Genomic DNA, 26,632 nt, shown 5'->3' on the forward strand with positions numbered 1-26,632 from the left:
CCGCTTCCGATCAACTCATCGAAACCTCTTCCTCGCCAATCAACCCGGCTAACTACTTGATTACCAAGGAGTTTTCCGTTTCATCTGCTCCGGAAGAGGTGCGAATTATAGACAGATTAAAGAGGCCGTCAACCGTTAATTTCATCAATCTGTCATATCTATCTGAAACCCCTTAAAAGCAAAGGGGCGGACCTTGCGGTCCGCCCCTCTTCATTGCTTATAAGCTAGGGAACGCGAACTGTGATGCCTCATGGCTCGCACGTTGCGGCCAGCGTTGAGTAATCGCCTTGCGCCGGGTATAGAAGCGTACGCCATCCGGGCCATAAGCGTGCAGGTCGCCAAACAGTGAGCGCTTCCAGCCACCGAAGCTGTGATAGGCAACCGGAACCGGCAGCGGCACGTTGACGCCAACCATACCCACTTCGATCTCATCGCAGAACAAACGCGCCGCTTCTCCATCACGAGTAAAGATGCAGGTGCCATTGCCGTATTCGTGATCGTTGATCAGTTGCATGGCCTGCTCAAGGCTATCGACGCGGACGATGCACAGCACTGGACCGAAGATCTCTTCCTTATAGATGCGCATCTCCGGCGTTACCTGATCGAACAGGCACCCACCCATGAAGAAGCCATCCTCATTGCCAGCAACACTCAGACCACGACCATCGACAACCAGCCTGGCGCCCGATTGCACGCCGTCTTCTATATAGCCGCTGACTTTATCGCGATGCTGCCCAGTCACCAGTGGCCCCATATCCAGGCCGCAAGTGGTGCCCGCACCGATCTTCAGTGCCCCAATCTGCGGAACCAGCTTGGCTACCAGCGCATCCGCGATCTGATCACCCACGCAAACTGCAACGGAAATCGCCATGCAACGCTCGCCGCACGACCCATATGCCGCGCCCATCAAGGCGCTGACCGCATTATCCAGATCCGCATCCGGCATCAGCACTGCGTGGTTCTTCGCCCCGCCCAATGCCTGGACGCGCTTGCCACGTGCGGCGCCTTCTTTATAAATGTACTCGGCAATCGGTGTGGAACCCACGAAACTCAGCGCTTTGACTTCCGGCGCTTCGATCAATGCATCCACCGCAGCCTTGTCGCCATGCACCACGTTCAACACGCCTTTGGGCAAACCGGCTTCATGCAACAGTTGCGCAATCAGCAGCGTTGAACTTGGATCACGCTCCGAAGGCTTGAGAATGAAGCAGTTACCGCAGGCAATCGCCAATGGATACATCCAAAGCGGAACCATGGCCGGGAAGTTGAACGGAGTGATACCCGCGACAACGCCCAATGGCTGGAAGTCAGACCACGCATCAATGTTCGGACCGACGTTACGACTGTACTCACCTTTGAGAATTTCCGGTGCAGCGCAAGCGTACTCGACGTTTTCGATACCGCGCTTCAATTCACCGGCAGCGTCTTCAATGGTCTTGCCGTGTTCTTCACTGATCAACTGGGCGATACGGCCTTCGTTCTGCTCCAGCAGCAGCTTGAAACGAAACATGACCTGAGCGCGCTTGGCCGGTGGCGTGTTGCGCCAGGCCGGGAACGCGGCTTTGGCGGAGTCGATAGCCTTCTGCATGGTTTCACGGCTGGCCAACGGAACTTTGTGGATTGCCTGGCCGGTCGACGGATTGAAGACGTCGGCAGTGCGCTCGGTATCAGTGACAAATTCGCCATTGATCAAATGTTGAATGCTGCTCATGAAATAACTCCGAAGGTATGCACAGGCGCGCATGGATCCGCGCCTGCGTTATATAGAAGGATGCAAAGCGACCGGCGCATCAGTCGATCTGATTGAGTGCTTCGCCCACGGCGTCGAACATACGATCCAGATCCGCAGCCTTGCTGTTGAAGGTTGGCCCGAATTGCAGGGTGTCGCCGCCGAAGCGTACGTAGAAGCCGGCTTTCCACAATTTCATGCCTGCCTCGAAAGGACGCACGATTGCATCGCCATCACGGGGTGCAATCTGAATCGCGCCGGCCAGGCCGTAGTTACGGATATCGACAACGTTCTTCGTACCCTTGATGCCATGCAAAGCGCTCTCGAAATGCGGAGCAATTTCGGCGACCTGTTGCACCAGATTTTCCCGTTGCAGAAGATCCAGCGCCGCGATGCCCGCTGCACAAGCGACCGGGTGCGCCGAATAGGTGTAACCATGCGGGAATTCGACAGCATATTCAGGCGTCGGCTGATTCATGAATGTCTGATAGATCTCGCTGCTGGCAATCACCGCCCCCATAGGGATCGCGCCATTGGTGATTTGCTTGGCGATACACATCAGGTCCGGCGTCACGCCGAAGCTGTCGGCACCGAACATTGAGCCGGTGCGCCCGAAACCGGTAATCACTTCGTCAAAGATCAGCAGGATGTTGTGCTGATCGCAGATTTCCCGCAGACGCTTCAAGTAACCCTGCGGCGGAACGATCACCCCGGCAGAACCCGCCATTGGTTCGACGATCACGGCGGCGATGTTCGATGCGTCGTGCAGCTCGATCAGCTTGAGCATTTCATCGGCCAGCGCGATACCGCCCGCTTCCGGCATGCCTTTGGAATAGGCGTTACTTGCCAGCAAGGTGTGCGGCAAATGATCGACGTCCATCAACTGGCCGAACATTTTGCGGTTGCCATTGACGCCACCCAGGCTGGTACCGGCAATGTTGACGCCGTGATAGCCCCGGGCGCGACCAATCATTTTGGTCTTGCTCGCCTGGCCTTTCAGGCGCCAGTAGGCACGGACCATCTTCACCGCAGTGTCAGCGCATTCGGAACCGGAGTTGGTATAGAAGACGTGATTGAGATTGCCAGGGGTCAGCTCGGTGATCTTCTCGGCCAACTGGAACGAAAGTGGGTGACCGAACTGGAAGGCTGGCGAGTAATCGAGAATGCCCAGCTGTTTGGAAACCGCTTCCTGAATCTCTTTGCGGGTATGCCCGGCGCCACAGGTCCACAGCCCCGACAACCCGTCGTAAATCTTGCGGCCTTTGTCGTCTGTCAGATAGCTGCCGTGTGCTGCCACGATCATGCGCGGATCGCGTTGGAAATTGCGATTCGCCGTGTAGGGCATCCAGTGAGCATCGAGCTTCAACTGGCTGGCAATAGACATGTCGGACGATTCGAGCATATTCATCGGAACGGACCTCGCAGATGCGTAAGCGTTGAGACAGAAGAAAACACGTGATTGCAGCTAAGTTGCCACGGGGATACAGTCGAGAAAACCCAACATTTATGATCTTCAGTTCACTGGTTACTAAACTATGAGCATCCGTCGCCCCGATCCGCTGGCTCAAGTCAGCGATTTTGATATCCGCCTGTTGCGTATTTACAGAAGCGTAGTCGAGGCAGGAGGCTTCTCGGCCGCGGAAAGCGTGCTGGGTATCGGACGCTCTGCCATCAGCCAGCAAATGAGCGATCTTGAGCAGCGACTTGGCCTGCGATTGTGCCAACGCGGTCGTGCGGGGTTTTCCCTGACTGAAGAAGGTCGCGAGGTTTACCACTCGGCTCTGCAATTACTCAGCGCCTTGGAGAGTTTTCGTACAGAGGTCAACGGCCTGCACCTGCACCTGCGCGGCGAGTTGAATATCGGACTCACCGACAATCTGGTGACCCTGCCCCACATGCGTATCACCCACGCGCTTGCCCAGCTCAAGGAGCGCGGGCCGGATGTGCACATCAACATTCGTATGATTGCGCCCAATGAAGTGGAGCAAGGTGTGCTCGACGGGCGACTGCATGTCGGTGTCGTTCCGCAGGCGAGCGCGTTGTCCGGGCTGGAATATCAGGCGCTGTACAGCGAACGGTCTTTGCTTTATTGCGCGGTAGGTCATCCGCTCTTCTATATGGAAGATGCGGCACTGGATGACGAGCGCCTCGCCGAGCAGGACGCCATCGCCCCGACCTTCCGCTTGCCCGGTGAAATCCAGGCGCATTATCAGGCGCTCAACTGCACGGCCAGCGCTTCGGATCGCGAGGGCATGGCGTTCCTCATCCTGACCGGTCGTTACATCGGCTATCTGCCCGATCACTATGCGAGTTTCTGGGTACAGCAAGGTCGGCTACGAGCGTTGAAGCCAAGTGCCCGCTTTTACGATCTGAGTCTGGTGTCCGTTACCCGTAAAGGCCGTCGCCCTCATTTAGTGCTGGAGAGCTTTCTGGAAACGCTCGCTGCTACGCGATGAAACATTTCAGGGCGCTGGCGCTGGTAAACAACATTGATCAGTACGAAGCAGATCACCGCTATCCCACTGATTAACAAGACAACACCCATCAACAACCAGCAATAACCTGAGCACCTGGACAGCTTTTTGCAGAGGAGTTGTGCCACCCACATCGAGAGCACAACATGCAACCGGACGCCGCCTCCCATAACGACCTGATCTACGGCCTGAATGACCGCCCGAAACCTGCGCCCGCCATCCTCGCCGCGTTGCAGCATGTGCTGGCCAGTTTTGTCGGCATCATTACGCCGCCGCTGGTGATTGGTTCGGCATTGGGGCTGACCGCTTATATGCCGTATTTGATCAGCATGGCGCTGATGGTTTCCGGGGTCGGCACATTTATTCAGGCGCGCCGACCTTTCGGCATCGGTGCTGGGATGATCTGCCTGCAAGGCACCAGTTTCGCCTTCCTGGGCGCAGTGTTGTCGGCAGGCTTCATGGTCAAACAGCGCGGCGGCAGCCCGGAAGACATCATGGCGATGATTTTCGGCGTGTGCTTTTTCGGCGCGCTGGTGCAGATCGTGTTGAGCCGCTTCATCGGCCAGTTGCGTCGCGTCATCACGCCGCTGGTGACCGGCATTGTGATTACTTTGATTGGGGTCAGCCTGATCAAGGTCGGCGTGACCGATCTCGGTGGAGGCTTCAATGCGCCGGATTTCGGTGAACCACTCAATCTGGCGCTGGGCGGCTTTGTATTGCTGGTGATCATCCTGCTCAATCGCTCCAATACGCCATGGATTCGCTTGTCGGCGATCATTATCGGTCTCGCAGTCGGCTGTGTTGCCGCCTGGTTCAGCGGCAAGCTGGTCCCGCACTCCATCAGCGATGTGCCGTTGATCAGCGTGCCTATCCCCTTCAAGTTCGGTTTCGCTTTCGACTGGACTGCGTTCCTACCGGTCGCGCTGATTTATCTGATCAGCACTATCGAAACCGTCGGCGACCTGACCGCTAATTGCATGCTCGCCCGTCAACCCATCACAGGGCCAGGCTACATCGCGCGGCTGAAAGGCGGCGTGCTGGGCGATGGTTTCAGCTGCATGATCGCAGCAACCTTCAGCGCCTTCCCCAATACCACGTTTGCCCAGAATAACGGCGTAATCCAGCTGACCGGCGTCGCCAGTCGCTACGTGGGGCTGTACATCGGCGTTGTGCTGTTCATGCTCGGCCTGTTTCCCACCATCGGCGCCATGCTCCAGCAAATTCCCAAACCGGTCCTGGGCGGCGCGACCCTGGTGATGTTTGGTAGCGTGGCGGCCGCTGGCGTGCGCATTCTTTCCCAGGCGCCGCTGGATCGTCGCAGCATGCTGATTATTGCCACGTCATTCGGTGTCGGGCTGGGTATCGCGGCGCAACCCGCGCTGTTGCACCTGATGCCAAAACTGGTGCAGAACCTGTTCGATTCGGCGATCACCAGCGGCGGCATTACGGCCATCGTCATGTGCCTGCTGCTGCCTGAGGACAAGTCTTCGTCGCTGGAAAAAAATCCTGAAGCGGAGCTGGAATCGCTGAAGCATTGATCAGCGACGACAATAATTTTCCTCTGCCAACGCTTGTCGGATCGTCGCGGGTGCGCTATCTGTTCACCCGTCGCACTCCTTGATCTGTTCGGAACTGCCCATGACCCTCGAAGTCCCAGCGCACAGCACTCACGGCAACAAACCGGCCAGCCGTATTCGGCAGAAAAACGAAGAAACGATCATCAAGGCTGCGGAGGATGAATTCGCTCGTCATGGGTTCAAAGGCACCAGCATGAACACCATCGCGCTGAACGCCGGGCTGCCCAAGGCCAATCTGCACTACTACTTCACCAATAAGCTTGGGCTGTACATCGCGGTGCTGAGCAACATCATCGAGTTGTGGGACAGCACCTTCAATAACCTCAGCGTCGAAGATGATCCGGCCCAGGCGTTGAGCCGCTACATCCGGGCGAAGATGGAGTTCTCCCGGCGTCAGCCGCAAGCCTCGCGGATTTTCGCGATGGAGATCATCAGCGGCGGCGAGTGCCTGAACGAGTATTTTAGCCAGGACTATCAAACCTGGTTCAAAGGCAGGGCGGCAGTTTTCCAGGCCTGGATAGATGCTGGCAAAATGGACCCGGTCGATCCGGTGCATCTGATCTTCCTGCTATGGGGCAGCACCCAGCACTACGCGGACTTTGCCACGCAAATCTGCCAGGTGACCGGACGTACGCGCCTGACCAAGCAGGATATGGAAGTTGCCAGCGACAATCTGATTCGTATCATCCTTAAAGGCTGCGGCCTCACCCCGCCGACCGCCTGAACTGACGCAACCCCTGTCGACTGTTGGAAAACACGCATGCCTTTTACGCTGGTTGGCCCTTGCGAATTTCGTGAAGAGATTCGCAAGAGCCGCTTCATCACCCTCGCCGCTCCCATCGCCAGCCCGGCAGACGCTCAGGCGTTCATCGAGCAGCACAGCATTGCCGATGCAACCCACAATTGCTGGGCCTGGAAGCTCGCCGAGCAATACCGCAGCAATGACGACGGCGAACCCGGCGGCACTGCCGGACGCCCAATTCTTGCCGCTATCGAAGCGCAGGATTTCGATCAGGTCGTGGTGTTGGTCATTCGTTGGTACGGCGGCATTCAATTGGGCACCGGCGGTCTGGCTCGGGCTTATGGCGGCGGCGCCAATAAATGCCTGCAACAGGCCGAGCGTCTGCCGCTGATCAACCGCGTATCACTGAGTCTGGGATGCAGTTTCGCCGAGTTGCCGCTGGTGAAGCTGCGCGTGGCGGAACTCAATGGATTGGTGCAGAGCGAGGATTTCACCGCCAATGGCGTCGAGCTGTCGATTGCGGTGGGGCCGGAGCTAGTGGAAACCCTGCAACGGATGTTGGCGGATTTGAGTCGCGGCCGAATCTTGTTGCGGCGAGATTTTGAATAACCGTTGGAGCGAGGTTTGCCCGCGAAAGGGTTAATACCAATACATTTGCGTGTCAGACGCAACGTCTTCGCGGGCAAGCCTCGCTCCCACAATGCTTGACGATTTTGCCCACAACTACTGTGCATCCGGCTGTGGATAACCTGAGCACATACGGCTGCGAGCCTTTGCAGATATGGCTTGCCGCCGACTGATCATTTTTTGCCCACGCAAACATCAAATAATTAAAAGTGTCGTTGATACAGCGATTTAGCAGCGCTTATCGCCTGCGGCACCAACCCTCAGGCTGCTTATACCCCTCCTCGCGGCTTAAGCACATTTACTGTGGAACAATCTGTGGATAACAGGTGCAAGGGTGTCGTGGAGGCTTGAACTACCGGGCTGCACGGAGATTGTACGTTTTTTGTTCAATCGCCCGATCTTGATCCATCTGTCGCCGCCTGCGCCCTGAATTAGTGCCTGCTACGCTCGAATTACCTATTGGCGTGTCATCAACTGCCGGGGATGAAGCCTATCCAGCGCGACATTCGCCAAGAAAGCGAAAAGCTGACTCATTGGCCAGGAAATTGCTTTATCCACGGGCGACCCACCTTACAATTCGAGTCCGTCATGCCCAACCCTGCCCCAGTCCCGCGTTTGCAACTACGTGCAATCAGCAAGCGTTACCCCGGTTGCCTGGCCAACGATGCCATCGACCTGAGCATCGAAGCCGGTGAAATACACGCCTTGCTTGGCGAAAACGGAGCGGGCAAAAGCACGTTGATGAAAATCATCTACGGCGTGACCCAACCCGACTCCGGCGCCATTGTCTGGCAAGGTCAGGCATTGAACATGCGCAATCCCGCCCAGGCCAGAGGGCTGGGCATCGGCATGGTGTTCCAGCACTTCTCACTGTTCGAAACCCTGACCGTGGCGCAGAACATCGCCTTGGCCATGGGTGGTGCAGCGGGAACGCCGAAACAACTGGAACCGAAGATTCGCGAAGTATCCCAGCGCTACGGCATGGCCGTGGAGCCGCAACGACTTGTCCACAGCCTGTCCATCGGTGAGCGGCAGAAGGTCGAGATCATTCGCTGCCTGATGCAGGACATTCGCCTGCTGATTCTGGATGAGCCGACTTCGGTGCTCACGCCGCAGGAAGCCGACGAACTGTTCATCACCCTGCGCCGCCTGGCCGAGGAAGGCTGCAGCATTCTATTTATCAGCCACAAACTGGGTGAAGTGCGCGCCTTGTGCCACAGCGCTACGGTGTTGCGCGGCGGCAAGGTGTCTGGCCATTGCGTCCCGGCGCAGTGCACGGATCTTGAACTGGCGCGGTTGATGGTCGGGGATGCTGAAGGATTGACCGAGCAGTATCCGAAGGTCCAGGGGCACGCGCCATTTCTGCTTGTGGATAAGTTGTCCTGGCACAATCCCGACCCGTTCGGTTGCTCGCTGATCGATGTGAACCTTAAGGTGCGCAGCGGCGAAATCGTCGGGATCGCAGGGGTTGCGGGTAACGGTCAGGACGAACTGCTGGCATTGCTCAGCGGTGAACAAGTCCTGAGCAGGGACCAATCCGCGCAGATTCGTTTCGCTGACCTGAACGTGGGGCACCTGCGCCCCGATGCGCGACGTAAGCATGGCATGGCATTTGTGCCAGCCGAGCGCCTGGGGCATGGCGCGGTGCCGGAATTGAGCCTCGCCGACAACGCCTTGCTCACCGCATTTCAGCAAGGACTGGTCAGCAACGGTCTGATTCAGCGCGGCAAGGTGCGCGCGCTGGCTGAGCAAATCATCCAGCGTTTCTCGGTAAAGACGCCGGACGCACAGGCCGCAGCGCGCAGCCTGTCCGGCGGCAACCTGCAAAAATTCATTCTGGGTCGCGAGATTCTGCAGAACCCGAAAATACTCGTCGCAGCGCATCCCACCTGGGGTGTCGATGTTGGTGCTGCGGCAGCCATTCATCGGGCGCTGATCGCTCTGCGCGACGCGGGCGCGGCGATTTTGGTGATTTCCGAAGATCTGGATGAGTTGTTCCAGATCAGCGACCGGGTCGCCGCGCTCAGCAGCGGCAAACTATCGATGCTGATCCCCACCAGCCAGACTTCGCCCGTGCAGGTCGGCGGCTGGATGGCCGGACAATTCGATACCGCACCTGCTGTTCAATCTAATTTCCAAGCCGCCGCGCTTAACTAACGGAGCTTCCGATGCTGCTTTCCCTGGAACCGCGCGGGCAACAATCACGAGCCATGTTGTGGTTTTCGCCGCTGCTGGCCGCCATCCTGACCCTGGTGTGCGGCTCTCTGCTGTTCATCATGCTGGGGCTGGACCCGGTGCTGACCTTGCATACCTTGTTGATCGCACCCGTCAGCGATCTGTACGGCGTGTCCGAATTGATGGTCAAGACGCTGCCCATTTTGCTCTGTGCGCTGGGCCTGGCGGTTGCCTATCAGGCGCGAATCTGGAACATCGGCGCCGAGGGCCAATTGCTGCTCGGTGCCTTGGCGGGCAGCGCCGTGGCGGTCAATGTCATCGATATCGAAAGCCGCTGGGCACTGGCGTTGATTCTGCTCGTGGGCACACTCGGCGGCGCGGCGTGGGCCGGGCTGACCGCCTGGCTGCGCACGCATTTCAATGCCAACGAAATCCTCACCAGCATCATGCTCAATTACATCGCCCTCAACCTGCTGCTCTATTTCGTACATGGCTCGCTGAAAGATCCTGCCGGCATGAACTTCCCGGAATCGGCCATGTTTGGTGACGCCAGCCGCTTGCCACTGCTGATGGAAGATGGCCGCGTGCATGCCGGGGTGTATTTCGCGCTGCTGGCACTGGTGGCGGTCTGGGTATTGCTGCAACGCAGCTTTGTCGGCTTTCAGATCAAGGTTCTTGGACTGGACAAACGTGCGGCGGGCTTCGTCGGCTTTCGCGAGAGGCGTCTGGTGTGGCTCGCGCTGTTGATCAGCGGCGGATTGGCCGGTCTGGCGGGAGTCTGCGAAGTCACCGGGCCAATCGGGCAACTGGTGCCGCAAGTTTCGCCGGGTTACGGCTACGCGGCGATTACCGTGGCGTTTCTTGGCCGGCTCAACCCTATTGGCATTCTGTTTTCCAGTCTGCTGATGGCCTTGTTGTATCTGGGCGGCGAAAGCGCACAGATGACCTTGAACCTGCCCCAAGCCATCACGCAATTGTTTCAGGGGATGATGCTGTTTTTCCTGCTGGCCTGTGACGTGCTGATCCTTTATCGCCCGCGCCTCAAGCTGCGCTGGGCCAAACGCCAGATGGCGCCAGTCGCGGGAGCCGTGTGATGGATATCGATCTGCTGAGCAATATTTTCTACGCCATGGTCCGCTGCGGCACACCGCTATTGTTGGTGGCATTGGGCGAACTGATCTGCGAAAAGAGCGGCGTCCTCAATCTGGGTCAGGAAGGCATGATGCTGTTCGGCGCGGTGATTGGTTTTATCGTCGCCCTGAGCACTGGCAATCTGTGGCTCGGCGTGTTGCTGGCGATGTTCGCGGGCATGCTGCTGTCGGGCTTGTTCGCCATTGTTGCGCTGGTGTTCAACGCCAACCAGGTGGCAACGGGGCTGGCCCTGACGATTTTTGGTGTCGGGCTTTCAAGCTTTGTCGGCGCGGCGTGGGTCGGCAAGCCGCTGCAGGGTTTCGAACCGGTTTCGATCCCGTTTCTCAGTGACATTCCACTGATCGGCCGCATGCTGTTTGCCCAGGACATTCTGGTTTACCTGTCCTTTGCCCTGTTCGCGCTGGTCGCCTGGGCGCTGCTTAAAAGCCGGGTCGGCTTGATCATTCAGGCTGTCGGAGAAAATCCCGATGCGGCCAGCGCCATGGGCTTGCCGGTGCTGCGGGTGCGTACCCTTGCCGTGTTGTTCGGCGGCGCGCTGGCAGGTCTGGCCGGGGCTTATCTGTCCCTGGCCTACACGCCGATGTGGGCCGAGAACATGAGCGCCGGACGCGGCTGGATTGCGCTGGCATTGGTGGTGTTCGCCAGCTGGCGAGTCTGGCGCCTGCTGTTGGGCGCGTGGTTGTTCGGCCTCGCCAGCATTCTGCATTTGGTGGCGCAAGGCATCGGCTTGGCGATTCCGTCCAATTTGCTGGCGATGCTGCCGTATGTCGCGACGATTCTGGTGTTGGTGCTGCTCTCGCGCAATGCACTGCGCACCCGGTTGTACGCGCCGGTTTCGTTGGGGCAGCCGTGGCACGGCGGGTTGTAGGAGCCAACTTGTTGGCTAGGCGTTGTTTCTGAGTACACTCAGGCATCGCCTCGCGAATAAATTCGCTCCTACCTGAGGAAATCTTCATGTCCGACACCAAAACCGCACTGATCATCGGCGCCTCACGCGGCCTGGGCCTTGGCCTGGTCAAACGCCTGAGCGAGTTGAACTGGAATGTCATCGCAACGGTGCGCGACCCACAGAAAGCCGCCGACTTGAAAGCCGTCGCCGGGGTGCGCATCGAAACCCTCGACATGGATGACGTCGCCTCTCTGGACGCACTGACCCAAACCTTGAAAGGCCAGATCTTCGACGTGCTGTTCGTCAACGCCGGGATCATGGGCCCGCAGCATCAAAGCGCTGCTCAGGCCACGGCGGCGGAGTTGGGCCAGCTGTTCCTGACCAATGCCATCGCACCAATTCGCCTGGCTGAACGCTTCGTCCAGCAAATCCGCCCGAACAGCGGCGTGCTGGCGTTCATGAGTTCGGTGCTGGGCAGCGTCGCCTGTCCAGAAGGCGAAACCATGCCGTTGTACAAAGCCAGCAAAGCCGCGCTGAACTCCATGACCAACAGCTTCGTCGTGCAACTCCCGGAACCACGCCCTACCGTGCTGTCCCTGCATCCGGGCTGGGTGAAAACCGACATGGGCGGCGCAGGCGCGGACATCGACGTCGAAACCAGCGTCCGAGGTCTGGTCGAACAGCTCGAAGCCTATTCCGGTAAGGGCGGGCATTACTTTGTGAATTACCGGGGTGAGACGATTGCGTGGTGAGATGGACTGGCCGTGGGACCGGCTTTAGCCGGGAAGGCGCCTTCCCGGCTAAAGCCGGTCCCACAGGCAATCGCGGACAAACGCGCGGCGTAAAAGGTACAATCCCCACCCTCGCCAGCCCTGCCACCGCAGCGCTGGCGACCCTGGATCAGCAGACAGGGCAACACTGAGCTGGCGAACCTGAACTCACTTTTCAGAGGAGTCGGCCAATGCCTGCGATCCGTATCTGGTTGAAAAATCCCCTTGCTGTTTTCACCGCCAATGACCTTGATGCCCGAGGTGGGTTGGTGATTGAAAACGGTGTCATCGTCGAAATGCTTGCTGCCAATCAGCAACCTGCTGCGCCTTGCGATCAGACCTTCGATGCCCGCGAGCATGTGTTGCTGCCGGGGTTGATCAATACCCATCACCACTTCTATCAAACCCTGACCCGCGCCTGGGCGCCGGTGGTGAATCAGCCGCTGTTTCCCTGGCTGAAAACCTTGTATCCGGTGTGGGCGCGGCTGACGCCGGAAAAGCTCGCGCTGGCCAGCAAAGTGGCATTGACCGAATTACTGCTGTCGGGCTGCACCACAGCGGCCGATCATCACTATCTGTTTCCGGACGGCCTGGAAAACGCCATTGATGTGCAGGTCGAAAGTGTCCGTGAGCTGGGCATGCGCGCCATGCTCACGCGCGGTTCCATGAGTCTGGGCGAAGACGACGGTGGTCTGCCGCCGCAGCAAACGGTGCAACAGGGCGAAGTCATTCTCGAAGACAGTCAACGCCTGATCCAGCGCTACCATCAGCGCGGCGCTGGCGCGCAGATCCAGATCGCTTTGGCGCCCTGCTCGCCGTTTTCGGTAACGCCGCAAATCATGGCCGAGAGCGCCGCGTTGGCGGAAAAGCTCGACGTGCGCCTGCACACACATCTGGCGGAAACCCTCGATGAAGAAGATTTCTGCCTGCAACGTTTTGGCCTGCGCACCGTGGATTATCTGGACAGCGTTGGCTGGCTAGGCCCGCGCACCTGGCTGGCCCACGGCATTCATTTCAACCCCGACGAAATCGCTCGCCTCGGCGCAGCTGGTACGGGGGTTTGCCATTGCCCTAGCTCGAACATGCGTCTGGCGTCGGGCATTTGTCCGACTCTGGATCTGCTCGCGGCAGGCGCGCCGTTGGGGCTTGGCGTCGATGGTTCGGCATCCAACGATGCCTCGAACATGATCCTCGAAACCCGTCAGGCGCTGTATCTGCAACGTCTGCGCTACGGCGCCGAGAAAATCACCCCGCAATTGGTGCTGGGCTGGGCCACAAAAGGCTCGGCGCAACTCTTGGGGCGCAGCGATATTGGCGAGCTGGCGGTCGGCAAACAAGCCGATCTGGCGCTGTTCAAACTCGACGAGCTGCGCTTCTCCGGCAGTCATGATCCGATCTCGGCGCTGTTGCTGTGTGGCGCGGACCGGGCGGATCGAGTAATGATCGGCGGTCAATGGCGCGTGATCGACGGCCAGGTTGAAGGGCTGGATCTCAAAGGCTTGATCGCCGATCACGGCCAGGCGGCGCGGGAGTTGATTCGGGGTTAGCCAACGCCGAGAAAACCTGTGGGAGCAAGGTGGATCGCCACCCCGGTCGCTCCCACAATTTGCTCAAAGCCCCAACAACGACAACATGATGAACGTTGCGAACAGCACGAAGTGGGTCATGCCTTCGATGGCATTGGTCTCGCCATCGTTAAGGTTGATCGCGCTGACCAGCAAAGTGATGAAAATCATCACCGTCTGCACCGGTGTCATGGCCATCTGGAACGGCTGGCCGGTGTACAGCGCCATGGCTTCCATGACAGGCACGGTCAGGATCACCGTGGACAGCGAAGCGCCAAGTGCAATATTGACCACCGACTGCATGCGGTTGGCCAGTGCCGCGCGCAGAGCCGTCAGGATTTCCGGCGCTGCGGAAATCGCCGCTACCAGAATTGCCGTCATGACCGGCGGCGCGCCGGTGCCTTCAAGGCCAAGGTCGACGGTCTTGGACATCACTTCCGCCAACGCGCCAATGACCACGATACCCACGAACAATGTGCCAATGGAGCGCGTCAGATTGACCGGTTCCTCTTCGACAGCCGGATCCTTGCGCTTCTTTTTCTCCGGGTAGCTGTAACTGAAGAAATAGCTGTGCGGCCCGACCTGCATGCGCAGGAACAAGGTGTACAGCACGATCATCGCGCCGATGGTAAAGGCCGAATACAGCTTCCAGTCTCCTTCGGGAATAAATTCCGGCACCACCATGGAAACACCCATGGCAGTCAGGATCATCACGCTGTAAGTGCGCGCCGAGTCATCGTTGTAGGACTGTTCGCCATGCTTGAGTCCCCCCATCAAGGCCGCCAGGCCGAGGATGCCGTTGATGTCGAGCATCACCGCTGAGTAAATGGTGTCCCGCACCAATGTCGGTGATGGCTCGTTGTTCATCATGATCGCCAGGATCACCACTTCGACCAGCACCGCCGACAGGGTCAGGATCATCGTGCCGTAGGGATCGCCGACCTTTTCGGCGAGCAGCTCGGCGTGGTGCGCCACACGCATCGAGGCGCAGACGATAAACGCGACCAGCGCAATCCCCGCAGTCAACGCGATGGCCTGGCCGTTGTTGAGGAACCAGTGTTCGAAGGGATAGGCGACAAATGTCGCGAGTATCGCCAGCAGAAGAAACTTTTCTTGCTTGAGTATTGAGCCCATTAACTGCCTTTTAAACCTTGCGCCGAGTACCGCAGGGCCTGTTAGTGAAACGTTTAAGTGAAGCGTTCATGGCGTTGAGAGTGCTGAGTGTAAGCAAAGGTTTCAAAACCTGCGAAATCGTCCGGCAGGATCGAACTCAAGTGGGAGCGAGGCTTGCCCGCGAATCAGTCACCGCATTGCGGCAGACGTAACGCGTTCTCGTTCTTCGCGGGCAAGCCCGGCTCCAACGGGCCGGTCAGATGCACCAGTTAGCGGCAGGCGCGGGTCTTGATGCACTGTCCGGTGTCGTCCTGCGCATTACAAAACCCGCGAAAGATGCGGTGCTGCGATTAACTGTCCAGTTGGTCAGTTTTTTGCATTGCTTGAGCAACCCGCTAAGACGGCCATGCCAACACGACCCCAAGGAGCTAGACCTGATGCATTCCACTCTTCACCCGCGTCGTCCCCTGAAAAAATTGCTGTGCGCCGTGGCGGCAGTTGTCGGTCTGGGTTCGAGCCTGATGGCAGCGGCCGCCGATCCGCTGAAAGTCGGCTTCGTCTACATCGGTCCGATTGGCGACCACGGCTGGACCTATCAACACGAGCAAGGCCGCAAGGCGATGGTTGAAGCCCTGGGCGATAAAGTGACCACCAGTTTTGTCGAGAACGTCCCGGAAGGCGCGGACGCCGAGCGGGTCATTCGCAACATGGCCAAAGGTGGCTACGACCTGGTCTTCACCACCTCGGTCGGCTACATGAACCCGACGCTGAAAGTGGCCAAGCAATTTCCCAAAGTGACGTTCGAACACGCCACCGGATATAAGCAGGACAAGAACCTCGGCACTTACCTGGCGCGCACGTATGAAGGTCGCTACGTCAGCGGGTTCCTGGCGGCCAAGATGACCAAGACCAAGAAAATCGGTTATGTCGCCTCCTTCCCGATCCCGGAAGTGATCCGCGACATCGACGCGATTCAACTGGCCTTGAACAAGTACAACCCAGGCACGGAAATCAAAGTGGTCTGGGTCAACTCCTGGTTTGATCCGGGCAAGGAAGCCGACGCCGCCAACGCGCTGATTGACCAGGGCGTCGATGTGGTCTTCCAGCACACCGACAGCCCGGCGCCGATCCAGACCGCCGAACGTCGCGGCGTCTACGCGGTGGGTTACGCCTCGGACATGGCGCACTTCGGACCGAAAGCGGTGCTGACTTCCATCGTCAACAACTGGGGCCCGCATTACATCCAGGCCACGCAAAGTGTCATCGACGGCACCTGGAAATCCCAGGATTACTGGGGCGGTTTGAAGGAAGGCACGGTGCAGCTGCCGATCAGCGATGTGGTGCCGGCAGACGTGAAAGCTGAAGCCGAGAAACTCATCGCCAGCATCGAAAGCGGCGAATTCCACCCGTTCACCGGCCCGATCAAGGATCAGACTGGCGCAGTGAAAATCCCGGCGGGCAAAACCGCAACCAACGCCGAACTGGCGTCGATGAATTATTACGTCGAAGGCATCAAAGCTGAGTTGCCGAAGTAATCTGGAACAAATTCCGTAGGACCGGTTTTACCCAGGAAGGCGGTATGTCCAACGAAGAAGATGTATCGGATGTACCAACCTCCTCCCGGCTAAAGCCGCATCTACAAAAAACAATATCAGGACAAACACCGTGAACCAGCTCCCCATCATCGACATCGCCCCGCTGTACGGCAACGACCAACCGGCTTGGCAAAGCGTTGCGGCGCAGATTGACCAGGCCTGTCGCGAGTGGGGATTCTTCTATATCAAAGGCCATCCGATCAGCGCCGAGCGCATCGAACAGGTGGTTGGCAGCGCGCAGCAATTCTTCGCCTTGCCGCAGGCTGAAAAGCTCAAGATCGACATTACCCAGACCCGCCATCATCGCGGCTATGGCGCCATCGCCACCGAGCAGCTGGACCCGAACCTGCCCAGCGATCTCAAGGAAACCTTCGACATGGGCTTTCATCTGCCCGCCGATCATCCTGACGTGCTCGCCGAAAAACCGTTGCGCGGCCCCAATCGCCACCCAGACATGCCGGGCTGGCAAGCGCTCATGGAACAGCACTATCTGGACATGCAGGCACTCGGGCAAACCTTGCTTCAGGCCATCACCGTGGCCTTGGGCATCGAGCGCGACTTCTTCGATCAGCGTTTCGTCGAGCCAGTCAGCGTGCTGCGCTTCATTCATTACCCGCCGCGCCAAACTGCGACTTCCGAGCAGCAACAAGGCGCGGGTGCGCATACCGATTACGGCTGCATCACCTTATTGCATCAGGACACGGCGGGCGGTTTGCAGGTGCGCAACGTTGACGGCCAGTGGATCGACGCACCGCCCATCGACGGTACATTCGTGGTCAATATTGGCGACATGATGGCGCGCTGGAGCAACGACCGCTATCTGTCCACGCCGCATCGGGTGATCAGCCCGCTCGGCGTGGACCGCTACTCGATGCCGTTCTTCGTCGAGCCCAACCCGGACACCCGGATCGAATGCCTGCCTGGCTGCCAAAGTGCAGCGCGGCCGGCTCGCTACCCGGCGACCACTTGTGCGCAATTTCTGCTGTCACGCTTCGCCGATACCTACGCTTATCGCCGGGAACAGCAAGGGTAATTGAACCGCTTGGTCAGGTTTCAGCCTGAAAAGAACCTGAGTCTGTAGAATGCTGGCGATCTGCACCTGATGAGAAAAGCACATGTACGATTGGTTGAACGCGCTGCCCAAGGCAGAACTGCACTTGCACCTGGAGGGTTCGCTGGAGCCCGAACTGCTCTTCGCCCTGGCCGAGCGCAATAAAATTGCCCTGCCGTGGAATGACGTCGAAGCCCTGCGCGGGGCCTATGCCTTCAACAACCTGCAAGAGTTTCTCGACCTGTATTACCAGGGCGCGGACGTGTTGCGCACCGAGCAGGATTTCTACGACCTGACCTGGGCCTATCTGCTGCGCTGCAAGGCTCAGAACGTCATTCATACCGAACCGTTCTTCGATCCGCAGACTCATACGGATCGCGGCATTCCTTTCGAAGTCGTCCTCAACGGTATCGCCAGCGCGTTGAAAGATGGCCAGTCGAAACTGGGTATCGGCAGCGGCCTGATCCTCAGTTTCCTGCGCCACTTGAGCGAAGAAGAAGCCGAAAAAACCCTCGACCAGGCGCTGCCATTTCGCGATGCGTTCGTTGCCGTAGGTCTGGACAGCTCGGAGATGGGCCATCCGCCGAGCAAATTCCAGCGCGTCTTTGATCGCGCTCGCAACGAAGGCTTTTTGACCGTTGCCCATGCTGGCGAAGAAGGCCCGCCCGAGTACATCTGGGAAGCCCTCGACCTGCTGAAAATTCAGCGTATCGACCATGGCGTGCGCGCTATCGAAGACGAGCGCCTGATGCAGCGCATCATCGACGAGCAGATTCCGCTGACGGTTTGCCCGTTGTCCAATACCAAGCTGTGCGTGTTCGACGACATGGCCAAGCACAATATTCTCGACATGCTGGAACGCGGCGTGAAGGTGACGGTGAACTCCGATGACCCGGCCTATTTCGGCGGCTACGTCACCGAAAACTTCCATGCGCTGTACACGCACTTGGGGATGACCAAGGATCAGGCGCAACGTCTGGCGCAAAACAGTCTCGATGCCCGTTTGATCAAGCCCTGACTGATCAAGACTTGCAGCACGCGCGGCGCCAGTAGCTTTGGCACCGCTGCGTAGCGCGCAAGATCGGCTCAGGCTGCCGAGGCGATCCTGCCGATTTCCCGCTGCCCGCTGGACGACACCTGCAAGGTGCTGGATTCCTCGGTTTCGCGCAGCCAGCCCATCTGAATGAACAGCTGCAACAGCCCCGCGCCCAGGGCGCCGCCCAAGTGTGGGCTACGTTCACTCCAGGCCGGACAGGCGCACACGGTTTCGCGCTGGCGTAGCGCCAGCGCCGGAACATAGATTCCCCGCTCGGCAAACTTCGCGACGCCCATGCTGGTCACTTCGATGCGCTGCTCCTGCTGCTCGATCCACCCTGCACCGAGTAACCGCTGATACAGGTCAGCAGCTATTTCGCCACCCAGATGATCACTGCAAACCCGCGCCCGACGCAGCGGCAAGGCCGGCATGGGCTGGGCGACGCTGCGGCTGATTTGCTCGGCGCTGACCAACGAAGCATTGGCCATGGCCTCGACAACGGTGCCGACCTCGGGGCCCGCCAGACGAAAGAAACGTTTGCGGCCGCGCACTTCCTGCTTGACCAGCCCGCCCGCCGCCAATCGCGCCAGATGCGCACCCGCCGAAGACGTGGTCAGCCCCGCTAGCAGGGCCAATTCATCGGCGGGTCTGGCGGTGCCATCCATCAACGCCCAGATCATTGCGCTGCGCTTGGGGTCAGCCAGCAAGATAGCAATGTGGCTGATGCAAGGTGCATATTCCATGTATTCACTCCCTGTGATGTCGCGGCAAAGCAAAAGGTGACGAAGCAATCAACCAAGAACAAACAGCACAAGCGCGCAAAAAAACATTCAACCACGATCCACATGTTCGCAGCTCAATGTCGGTATTGGTATTTACCTGCACGATTTTCCGAACTGTCCGTAAGGCAATTCCACTGGGCTTGTGGGATGTGAGTTTAATTGGCCGTCATAAAGGCTCATGACACTTACCGGCCCCATTCTTCGCAACGACGCACAAGCATTTCGCGTAACAAATTAACCGGCTTGCTGAGCTGGGCGCGATGCGCGCACAACAGGTTCAGCGGTGTCGCTTCGCCCTGCAACTGCGGCATCAGCACTTTCAATCTGCCGGCGCGCACATCGGCGGCGACATCCAGCCAGGACTTATACGCCACGCCCGCCCCTGCCAACGCCCACAGGCGCACGACATCGGCATCGTCGCTGAAGCGGTCGCCACGCACGGTCAGGCTCATCTCGCGCTTGCCGTCATGGAACGTCCAATGATCGTGGACACGATTGCCCAACATGAACAGCAGGCAATTGTGCTGCGCCAGCTGCTCCACATGTTGCGGTTCGCCGCAGCGCGCCAGATAGTCAGGCGAGGCGCATAACACCCGGCGATTGAGGGGCGCGATGGGCAGCGCGACGAGACTTGAATCCTCGGGTTCGCCATACCGCAGCGCGATGTCCACCGGCTGGCGAAACAGGTCGGCGATCCTATCACCCAGCAGCAAGCGAACCGTCAGCAGCGGATACTCGCGCTGGAACTCATCGAGCCAGGGCAGCAACACATTGCGACCAAAATCCGAGGGTGCTGAAAGCTGCAGCACGCCATTGCATTGATCCTGACTGCTGGCCAGCAAACGCCGTCCTTCGTCGAGACTGCTCAAAGCCGAGCGCGCATAAGCGAGAAAGCCCTCGCCCTCGGCAGTCAATCGCAGGCTGCGGGTGGAGCGCGCCAGCAAGCGCGCGCCCAGTTGCTGTTCAATACGTTTGAGCGCGGCACTGGCCACCGCCGCCGACAGGTCCATGGCCCGCGCAGCAGCGGACAAACTGCCCAGATCAGCCGCACGCACGAACAATTGCAGGTCATCGAAACGCAGCATGATTGTTCATTATCAATATTCCATTGAAAGAGCCTGCCGTTTTAGCGGGTTTTATCTTTGAAGGAAATAGCCAATCATCCCCGGCATTGAACATCCAGCCAATCGTCAGGAGCCCTTATGAAAGCCATCGCCTATTACCACGCGCTGCCCATCACCGATGAGCAAGCCTTGCAGGACATCGAACTGCCGGAGCCCGTCGCCGGTCCCCGCGATTTGCTCGTGGAAGTCAAAGCGATCTCGGTAAACCCGGTCGACACCAAGGTGCGCCAGAACGTGCAGCCCGAAGGTGGCGAAGCCAAGGTACTGGGTTGGGATGTTGCAGGCGTGGTCAAGGCGGTCGGCAGCGAAGTCACGCTGTTCCAGCCGGGTGACAAGGTGTTTTACGCGGGATCGCTGACCCGGCCGGGGGCGAACAGTGAACTGCACGTTGTTGATGAGCGCATCGTCGGCCATATGCCGAAAACCCTGAGCTTCGCCCACGCCGCAGCCCTGCCGCTGACGGCGATCACAGCCTGGGAACTGCTCTTCGAGCGCTTGCAAGTCGTGGAAGGTGAAAGTGCCAGCCAGCAAAGCCTGCTGATCGTCGGCGCCGCTGGCGGCGTAGGTTCGATTCTCACCCAACTCGCCCGGCAGCTGACCTCGTTAAAGGTCATCGGTACTGCGTCGCGTGCGGAAACCACTGCCTGGGTTCGCGAGCTGGGCGCCCACGAAGTGCTCGATCACAGCAAGCCGCTGAGCGAGGAACTCAAGCGCGCCGGGCTGGACAGCGTCACGCATGTAGCGAGCCTGACGCAGACCGATCAGCATCTGGATCAACTGGTCGAAGCGCTGCAACCACAAGGCAAACTGGGCCTGATCGACGATCCCAAGTCGCTGGACGTGAGCAAACTCAAGCGCAAGAGCCTGTCACTGCACTGGGAGTTCATGTACACCCGCTCGATGTTCGGCACACCGGACATGATCGAACAACACAAACTGCTCAATCGCGTCGCGCAACTGATCGATGCGGGAACGCTGAAAACCACGTTCGGCGAGCATTTCGGCACCATCAACGCCAGTAACCTGCGCCGCGCCCATGAACTGCTGGAAAGCGGCAAGGCCAAGGGCAAGATTGTGCTGGAAGGATTCTGACGCTGGCAAAAACGCTGAGTGACCTTGTGGGAGCGAGCTTGCTCGCGAAACTGTGTACCTGACACCTCGCTTCGCCAACAAGTTGGCTCCTACACGTGGTCAGGGCGCGGGATTCAGACCCGCGCAGCCAGCGCATCCCGCTGGCCCTGCAAACGCCGGGTCAACACCGACATGCCCACGGCGACGATCCCGCACAGGCTGATTACCAGCGCCATCGGCACTGCGCTGCCGTCATGCAGCACCCCGACTAACGCCGCAGCACCTGCCGCCACGCTGAATTGCAGACAGCCGAGCAACGCCGACGCGCTGCCCGCTCGCGCCCATTGGCCGTTCATCGCACACGCCGAAGCGTTGGGGATGATGCAACCGAGGCTGGCGATGCACACAAACAACGGCACCAGCAGCGGCCACAATTTTTCGCTGTGAACCCCCGCTACTCCGAGCAGCACCAGCGCTGCCACCAGATAAACCCAGATCGCCCGCGACAGCAGGAACGCCGGACCGCGTTTGCCGAGAATCCGTGCGTTGACCTGCGCCACCAGGATGAAACCGGCGGCATTGGCGCCGAACAGCCAGCCGTAATGCTCAGCCGGCACGCCGTACAATTTGATGAAGACGAAGGGCGAACCCGCGATGTAGGCGAACATCCCGGCCATGGCGATACCGCCAGTCAATGCGTGCCCGAGAAACACCCGATCCTTGAACAGGTTGGCGTACTGCCGAAACGCACCGGACAGCGGCAAGCGCGGATGAGTCGCCGGCATGCTTTCCGGCAACCACAAGGCGACAGCCAGGGAAGCCAGCGCACTGAACGCCGTAAGGGACAGGAAAATCGCCTGCCAGCCGTAAACATTGACCAGCAGCCCGCCGAGCATTGGCGCGAGAATCGGCGCCAGGCCCATGACCAGCATCAGCTGGGAAAAGACTTTCGCCGACTGCACCGCATCGCATTTGTCACTGACAATCGCCCGGGAAATCACCATCCCCGCACAACCGCCCAAGGCCTGCACGAAACGTGCGCCGATCAGCCATTCCAGGCTCGGCGCGAAAGCGCAGGCCAACGATGCCAAGGTGAACAGCGTGACGCCCACCAACAGCGGAATGCGCCGACCGAACCGGTCAGCGACCGGGCCGTAAGCCAGTTGCCCGATGGACAGCCCCAGGAAATAGGCCGCGAGGGTCAGCTGGACGTGTTGCTCGTCAGTGCCAAAAGCGAGGGCAATGGCGGGAAAACCCGGCAGATAGAAATCGATGGCCAACGGGCCGAAGGCGCTCAATGCACCAAGAATAAGGATGCTTCTCAGGTTCATCAGGTATCCAGACAGTATTCAACGCAGCGGGCTAGTCTACCCGCCCTCTCTGTTAGTGCATGCCTGACGAAGAAAATTACTGCAAAAAATGTCTGGTTGATACACGAATCCCACTGACTGCAAACACTGTGGGACCGGATTCATCCGGGAAGAGGCCGGCACGGGCAACTCATACGCGGCACCTTACTTGACCTCTTCGGGAATGAATTCCCTCCTACAGGTTTGCTCATCCTAAATAACCTGCGCCTGATAACCCTCCTCCGCGATCAAACCGATTACCTGTTCGGTCGTCAGATCACTTTCGACCAGCACCTCGCCGGTGGGCAGGTCTACCTGGACGATAGCCGCCGCGTCCTGGCCTTTGATGGCATTGGTTACCGCCTTTACGCAATGTCCGCAGGTCATGCCTTGAACGTTGAATCGCTGCATGGTTTTACTCCTTCAAACGAGTATGGGAAACACTGGCTGGCATGTTTGACCTTCCTGCCGTGGCAAGGTCAAGTTTCTGTTTTACCTGCCGGGCTGGTATTCGGCGCGAGGCTCGGCCAAGCTGCGTCATTACTGTCTACATCAGGAGTATCAGCGATGCGCTGGTCAGTATTGAGCCTCTTCGGCATTCTCGGTTTGTTGGCTGCTTCCCCAGCGGTTCAAGCCGATCAGGATTACGGCGTTCTGATCATTTCCCGCGAGCGCCTGGAAGTGGCGACGTCCTGCGAGATCGGGATTTACATCCAGGATCAACTGGCGGGTCGCGTGTTCCAGGAGCAATCGGTGTCGTTCAATCTGCCCGCAGGCGATGTGTCGATCCGTCTGCGCCTTCTCCCCGGCGGCGTGTTCGGTTGCGATCCGGGCATGGAAGCGCAGAACGGTACCCGAATCAAAATCCAGGCGGGCGACATTCTCAAATTCCGCATTGCCACCAACCTCAATGGCTTGTATCTCAAGCGCGCCGACCTGAACTATTGATCCAGGCTTGACATTGACCTCGTGGAAAGGTTGATCCTTGCTGGCATAACGTCTTCAGGGAGTGTTCAAGATGCTCAAGCCGGTTTCTTTCGATTTGCCGATTTCCGGGATGACCTGTGCCAGTTGCGCGGGTCGCGTTGAACGTGCGCTGGCCAAAGTGCCCGGCGTCAGCCGTGTCAGCGTCAACCTGGCCAACGAACAGGCCCACGTCGAGACCCTCACGCCGCTGGACCCTTTGACGCTGATAGCCGCCGTCGTTAAGGCAGGCTATGGCGCCACGACCCTGGAAAATCAGCCCACCGCAGTCGACTACCAACGTCACCTGCGCAGAGAACGCTGGGCATTGTTGTTGGCGATCGCCCTGGCGGTGCCATTGCTGCTGCCCATGTTGCTTGAGCCATTCGGCGTGCACTGGATGTTGCCAGCCTGGGTGCAATTCGCCTTGGCGACACCGGTGCAGTTCATTCTGGGTGCGCGCTTCTACGTCGCCGCCTGGAAAGCCGTGCGTGCCGGTGCTGGCAACATGGATTTGCTGGTGGCGCTTGGCACCAGCGCCGGTTATGGCTTGAGCCTGTACGAATGGGCCAATTCGGCCCCCGGCAGCATGCCGCATCTGTATTTCGAGGCTTCGGCGGTGGTCATCGCCCTGGTTTTGCTGGGCAAATACCTTGAGAGCCGGGCCAAACGCCAGACCGCCAGCGCGATTCGCGCCCTTGAAGCCTTGCGTCCGGAACGCGCCATCCAGGTCATCGACGGCCAGGAACACGACGTAGCGATCAGCGCCCTGCGCCTCGGCGATCTGGTCGCAGTCAAACCCGGTGAACGTTTCCCCGTCGATGGCCAGGTGCTGGAAGGCCGCAGTCACGCGGACGAAGCCTTGATCAGCGGTGAAAGCCTGCCGGTGCCGAAACAACCCGGCGATAAAGTGACCGGCGGTGCGATCAACGGCGAAGGCCGTCTGGTGGTCACGACCACCGCCTTGGGCGCCGAAACTGTGCTGGCGCGAATCATTCGGCTGGTGGAAGACGCTCAGGCGGGCAAAGCACCGATCCAGAAACTGGTGGATAAAGTCAGTCAGGTGTTCGTCCCCGTCGTGTTGCTGATCGCCTTGGCGACGTTGGCTGGCTGGCTGCTGGCCGATGCCTCGCTGGAAACGGCGCTGATCAATGCCGTTGCAGTGCTGGTGATCGCTTGTCCCTGCGCCCTCGGCCTGGCGACGCCCACTGCAATCATGGCCGGGACCGGCGTGGCGGCGCGCTATGGCATTCTGATCAAGGACGCCGAAGCACTGGAACGCGCCCATGAAGTGACCGCCGTGGTCTTTGACAAAACCGGCACCCTGACGTCGGGCACGCCGCGCATCGCGCACCTCACGGCGGTCGCTGGCAGCGAGGAGCAAATCCTCGAATGGGCCGGCGCACTGCAACGCGGCAGTGAGCATCCACTGGCCAAGGCCGTACTGGATGCCTGCAAAGACTTGCATATCAGCCCGACCGCCGTTGAGAACAGCCAGTCCCTGGCCGGACGCGGCATTGCCGGTACGCTTGACGGTCGCATGCTCGCCCTGGGCAATCGACGTCTGCTGGAAGAAAGCGCCTTGCCGATGGGCGAACTGGCGGATGCCGCGCGGACCTGGGAAGCAGAAGGCCGCACCTTATCCTGGCTGATCGAACAGAACCCCAATCCCGCCGTGCTGGGTCTGTTCGCCTTTGGCGACACGTTGAAGCCCGGTGCGCTGCAAGCCGTGCAACAGTTGTCGGCGCGACATATCAGCAGCCATTTGCTGACCGGCGACAATCAAGGCAGCGCGCGGGTAGTGGCCCAGGCGCTGGGCATCAGTGATGTGCATGCCGAAGTGTTGCCCGCCGACAAGGCCGCGACGGTGATCGCGCTGAAGAAACATCATGTGGTGGCGATGGTCGGCGACGGCATCAACGACGCACCCGCGCTGGCTGCCGCTGACATCGGCATCGCCATGGGCGGCGGCACCGATGTTGCCATGCAGGCGGCCGGGATCACACTGATGCGCGGCGACCCACGATTGATTCCGGCGGCGCTGGACATCAGCCGCAAAACCTACGCAAAAATTCGCCAGAATCTGTTCTGGGCGTTCGTCTATAACCTGATCGGCATTCCCTTGGCGGCGTTCGGTTTTCTTAACCCGGTGCTGGCGGGCGCGGCAATGGCGTTGTCCAGCGTCAGCGTGGTCAGCAACGCCTTGCTGCTGAAAACGTGGAAGCCCGACGAGCAGGAGAATCAACAATGAACATCGGCCAGGCAGCGAAAAACAGTGGCCTGAGCGCCAAGATGATTCGCTATTACGAGTCCACCGGCCTGCTCAAACCAGCGCATCGCAGCGACAGCGGTTATCGCCTTTACGCGAGCGAAGACCTGCATACCCTGGCGTTCATCAAGCGCTCGCGGGACCTGGGTTTCTCTCTCGAAGAAGTGGCCAAGTTGCTGACCTTGTGGCAAGACCGGCAACGCGCCAGCGCCGACGTCAAGGCGCTGGCCCGGCAACACATCGCCGAGCTCAACCAGAAGATCGATGAACTGGCGAGCCTGCGCGATACCTTGCAGGAACTGGTCGAACACTGCCAGGGCGACGACCGCCCGGATTGCCCGATCCTCAAGGACCTGGCGTCGGGTGGGTGTTGCGGGTGATGGAGATGCTGGCCAATCCGACGCCATCGGGGACAAGTCCCCTCCTACCGGCTTACACAAATCAGGTAGGACCGGACTTGTCCGGGAGACGCTGGCACAGGCAACGGATGGGTGTCAGGCGAAATACTGTCGGCCAATCCGACGCCATCGGGGACAAGTCCCCTCCTACCGGTTTGATTCCTCCGTGAAGGCGTCGGAG

General features: G+C 59.3%; 23 protein-coding genes. 16 read left to right on the forward strand and 7 right to left on the reverse strand.

The features are described 5' to 3' along the window. Nucleotides 1–217 precede the first annotated feature (217 nt). On the reverse strand, nt 218–1,711 hold the full coding sequence (locus tag ACP7E4_RS21925; protein ID WP_426117670.1) for a CoA-acylating methylmalonate-semialdehyde dehydrogenase: 1,494 nt from the start codon (nt 1,709–1,711) through the stop codon (nt 218–220). Between the two features lie 79 nt (nt 1,712–1,790). After that, nucleotides 1,791–3,137: an aspartate aminotransferase family protein gene (locus tag ACP7E4_RS21930; RefSeq protein ID WP_426117671.1), complete on the reverse strand. Its 1,347-nt coding sequence runs from the start codon at nt 3,135–3,137 to the stop codon at nt 1,791–1,793. A gap of 127 nt (nt 3,138–3,264) precedes the next feature. Here ACP7E4_RS21930 and ACP7E4_RS21935 point away from each other — a divergent pair, with 127 nt between their 5' ends. From ACP7E4_RS21935 to ACP7E4_RS21975, 9 genes are all read left to right on the forward strand, one after another. Beyond that, nucleotides 3,265–4,185, forward strand: a complete 921-nt coding sequence (locus tag ACP7E4_RS21935; RefSeq protein WP_426117672.1) for a LysR family transcriptional regulator — start codon at nt 3,265–3,267, stop codon at nt 4,183–4,185. A 164-nt stretch (nt 4,186–4,349) separates the two neighbouring features. Beyond that, nucleotides 4,350–5,741 carry a uracil-xanthine permease family protein gene (locus ACP7E4_RS21940; protein WP_426117673.1) on the forward strand — a complete coding sequence of 464 codons (1,392 nt, stop codon included), beginning with the start codon at nt 4,350–4,352 and terminating at the stop codon, nt 5,739–5,741. Between the two features lie 100 nt (nt 5,742–5,841). Continuing rightward, on the forward strand, nt 5,842–6,504 hold the full coding sequence (locus ACP7E4_RS21945) for a TetR/AcrR family transcriptional regulator (RefSeq protein WP_426117674.1): 663 nt from the start codon (nt 5,842–5,844) through the stop codon (nt 6,502–6,504). 36 nt (nt 6,505–6,540) lie between these two features. Beyond that, entirely contained in the window at nt 6,541–7,131 is a 591-nt protein-coding gene (locus ACP7E4_RS21950) for an IMPACT family protein (RefSeq protein ID WP_426117675.1), read from the forward strand. Between the two features lie 606 nt (nt 7,132–7,737). Beyond that, a complete protein-coding gene (locus tag ACP7E4_RS21955) occupies nt 7,738–9,306 on the forward strand; it encodes an ABC transporter ATP-binding protein (protein ID WP_426117676.1) in 1,569 nt (522 codons plus the stop codon). 11 nt (nt 9,307–9,317) lie between these two features. Continuing rightward, a complete protein-coding gene (locus ACP7E4_RS21960; RefSeq protein ID WP_426117677.1) occupies nt 9,318–10,418 on the forward strand; it encodes an ABC transporter permease in 1,101 nt (366 codons plus the stop codon). Continuing rightward, the gene (locus ACP7E4_RS21965; protein WP_426117678.1) at nt 10,418–11,344 is read left to right on the forward strand and encodes an ABC transporter permease; all 927 of its coding nucleotides are present in this window, start codon (nt 10,418–10,420) and stop codon (nt 11,342–11,344) included. Before ACP7E4_RS21960 ends, ACP7E4_RS21965 begins: the two co-directional genes overlap by 1 nt. An 86-nt stretch (nt 11,345–11,430) precedes the next feature. Then, nucleotides 11,431–12,117 carry an SDR family oxidoreductase gene (locus ACP7E4_RS21970; protein ID WP_426117679.1) on the forward strand — a complete coding sequence of 229 codons (687 nt, stop codon included), beginning with the start codon at nt 11,431–11,433 and terminating at the stop codon, nt 12,115–12,117. Between the two features lie 209 nt (nt 12,118–12,326). After that, nucleotides 12,327–13,682, forward strand: coding sequence for an 8-oxoguanine deaminase (locus ACP7E4_RS21975; RefSeq protein WP_426117680.1), 1,356 nt, complete (start codon nt 12,327–12,329; stop codon nt 13,680–13,682). Nucleotides 13,683–13,745: 63 nt separating this feature from the next. Here the strand turns inward: ACP7E4_RS21975 and ACP7E4_RS21980 are convergent, their stop codons facing one another. Next, complete coding sequence (locus tag ACP7E4_RS21980; RefSeq protein WP_331149961.1) at nt 13,746–14,834, reverse strand: calcium:proton antiporter; 1,089 nt, start codon at nt 14,832–14,834, stop codon at nt 13,746–13,748. Nucleotides 14,835–15,250: 416 nt separating this feature from the next. Between ACP7E4_RS21980 and ACP7E4_RS21985 the strand changes: the two genes are divergently transcribed. The 3 genes from ACP7E4_RS21985 to ACP7E4_RS21995 all read left to right on the forward strand — a co-directional run bounded on the left by ACP7E4_RS21985 (nt 15,251) and on the right by ACP7E4_RS21995 (nt 18,477). Then, entirely contained in the window at nt 15,251–16,348 is a 1,098-nt protein-coding gene (locus ACP7E4_RS21985) for a BMP family ABC transporter substrate-binding protein (RefSeq protein ID WP_426117681.1), read from the forward strand. A gap of 130 nt (nt 16,349–16,478) precedes the next feature. Beyond that, nucleotides 16,479–17,441: an isopenicillin N synthase family dioxygenase gene (locus tag ACP7E4_RS21990; protein WP_426117682.1), complete on the forward strand. Its 963-nt coding sequence runs from the start codon at nt 16,479–16,481 to the stop codon at nt 17,439–17,441. An 82-nt stretch (nt 17,442–17,523) separates the two neighbouring features. Then, nucleotides 17,524–18,477, forward strand: a complete 954-nt coding sequence (locus ACP7E4_RS21995; protein ID WP_331149958.1) for an adenosine deaminase — start codon at nt 17,524–17,526, stop codon at nt 18,475–18,477. 68 nt (nt 18,478–18,545) lie between these two features. Here ACP7E4_RS21995 and ACP7E4_RS22000 read toward each other — a convergent pair whose 3' ends face one another. Then, nucleotides 18,546–19,238, reverse strand: a complete 693-nt coding sequence (locus ACP7E4_RS22000) for an ArsR/SmtB family transcription factor (protein WP_426117683.1) — start codon at nt 19,236–19,238, stop codon at nt 18,546–18,548. Between the two features lie 224 nt (nt 19,239–19,462). Then, entirely contained in the window at nt 19,463–20,362 is a 900-nt protein-coding gene (locus ACP7E4_RS22005; protein WP_426117684.1) for a LysR substrate-binding domain-containing protein, read from the reverse strand. A gap of 117 nt (nt 20,363–20,479) precedes the next feature. Here ACP7E4_RS22005 and ACP7E4_RS22010 point away from each other — a divergent pair, with 117 nt between their 5' ends. Then, nucleotides 20,480–21,493: a zinc-binding alcohol dehydrogenase family protein gene (locus ACP7E4_RS22010; RefSeq protein ID WP_426117685.1), complete on the forward strand. Its 1,014-nt coding sequence runs from the start codon at nt 20,480–20,482 to the stop codon at nt 21,491–21,493. A gap of 113 nt (nt 21,494–21,606) precedes the next feature. Here the strand turns inward: ACP7E4_RS22010 and ACP7E4_RS22015 are convergent, their stop codons facing one another. After that, nucleotides 21,607–22,803, reverse strand: a complete 1,197-nt coding sequence (locus ACP7E4_RS22015; protein WP_426117686.1) for a multidrug effflux MFS transporter — start codon at nt 22,801–22,803, stop codon at nt 21,607–21,609. A gap of 231 nt (nt 22,804–23,034) precedes the next feature. Beyond that, entirely contained in the window at nt 23,035–23,232 is a 198-nt protein-coding gene (locus ACP7E4_RS22020) for a heavy-metal-associated domain-containing protein (protein ID WP_426117687.1), read from the reverse strand. A 156-nt stretch (nt 23,233–23,388) separates the two neighbouring features. Between ACP7E4_RS22020 and ACP7E4_RS22025 the strand changes: the two genes are divergently transcribed. From ACP7E4_RS22025 to cueR, 3 genes are all read left to right on the forward strand, one after another. After that, nucleotides 23,389–23,769 (forward strand): hypothetical protein, encoded by a 381-nt coding sequence (locus ACP7E4_RS22025; RefSeq protein WP_331149952.1) that lies wholly within the window; start codon nt 23,389–23,391, stop codon nt 23,767–23,769. 70 nt (nt 23,770–23,839) lie between these two features. Then, nucleotides 23,840–26,035, forward strand: a complete 2,196-nt coding sequence (locus ACP7E4_RS22030; RefSeq protein WP_426117688.1) for a heavy metal translocating P-type ATPase — start codon at nt 23,840–23,842, stop codon at nt 26,033–26,035. Beyond that, nucleotides 26,032–26,433 (forward strand): Cu(I)-responsive transcriptional regulator, encoded by a 402-nt coding sequence (cueR, locus tag ACP7E4_RS22035; RefSeq protein WP_426117689.1) that lies wholly within the window; start codon nt 26,032–26,034, stop codon nt 26,431–26,433. Before ACP7E4_RS22030 ends, cueR begins: the two co-directional genes overlap by 4 nt. Nucleotides 26,434–26,632: the final 199 nt, after the last annotated feature.

Source organism: Pseudomonas sp. DSP3-2-3 (assembly GCF_049898225.1).
Classification (GTDB): Bacteria; Pseudomonadota; Gammaproteobacteria; order Pseudomonadales; family Pseudomonadaceae; genus Aquipseudomonas.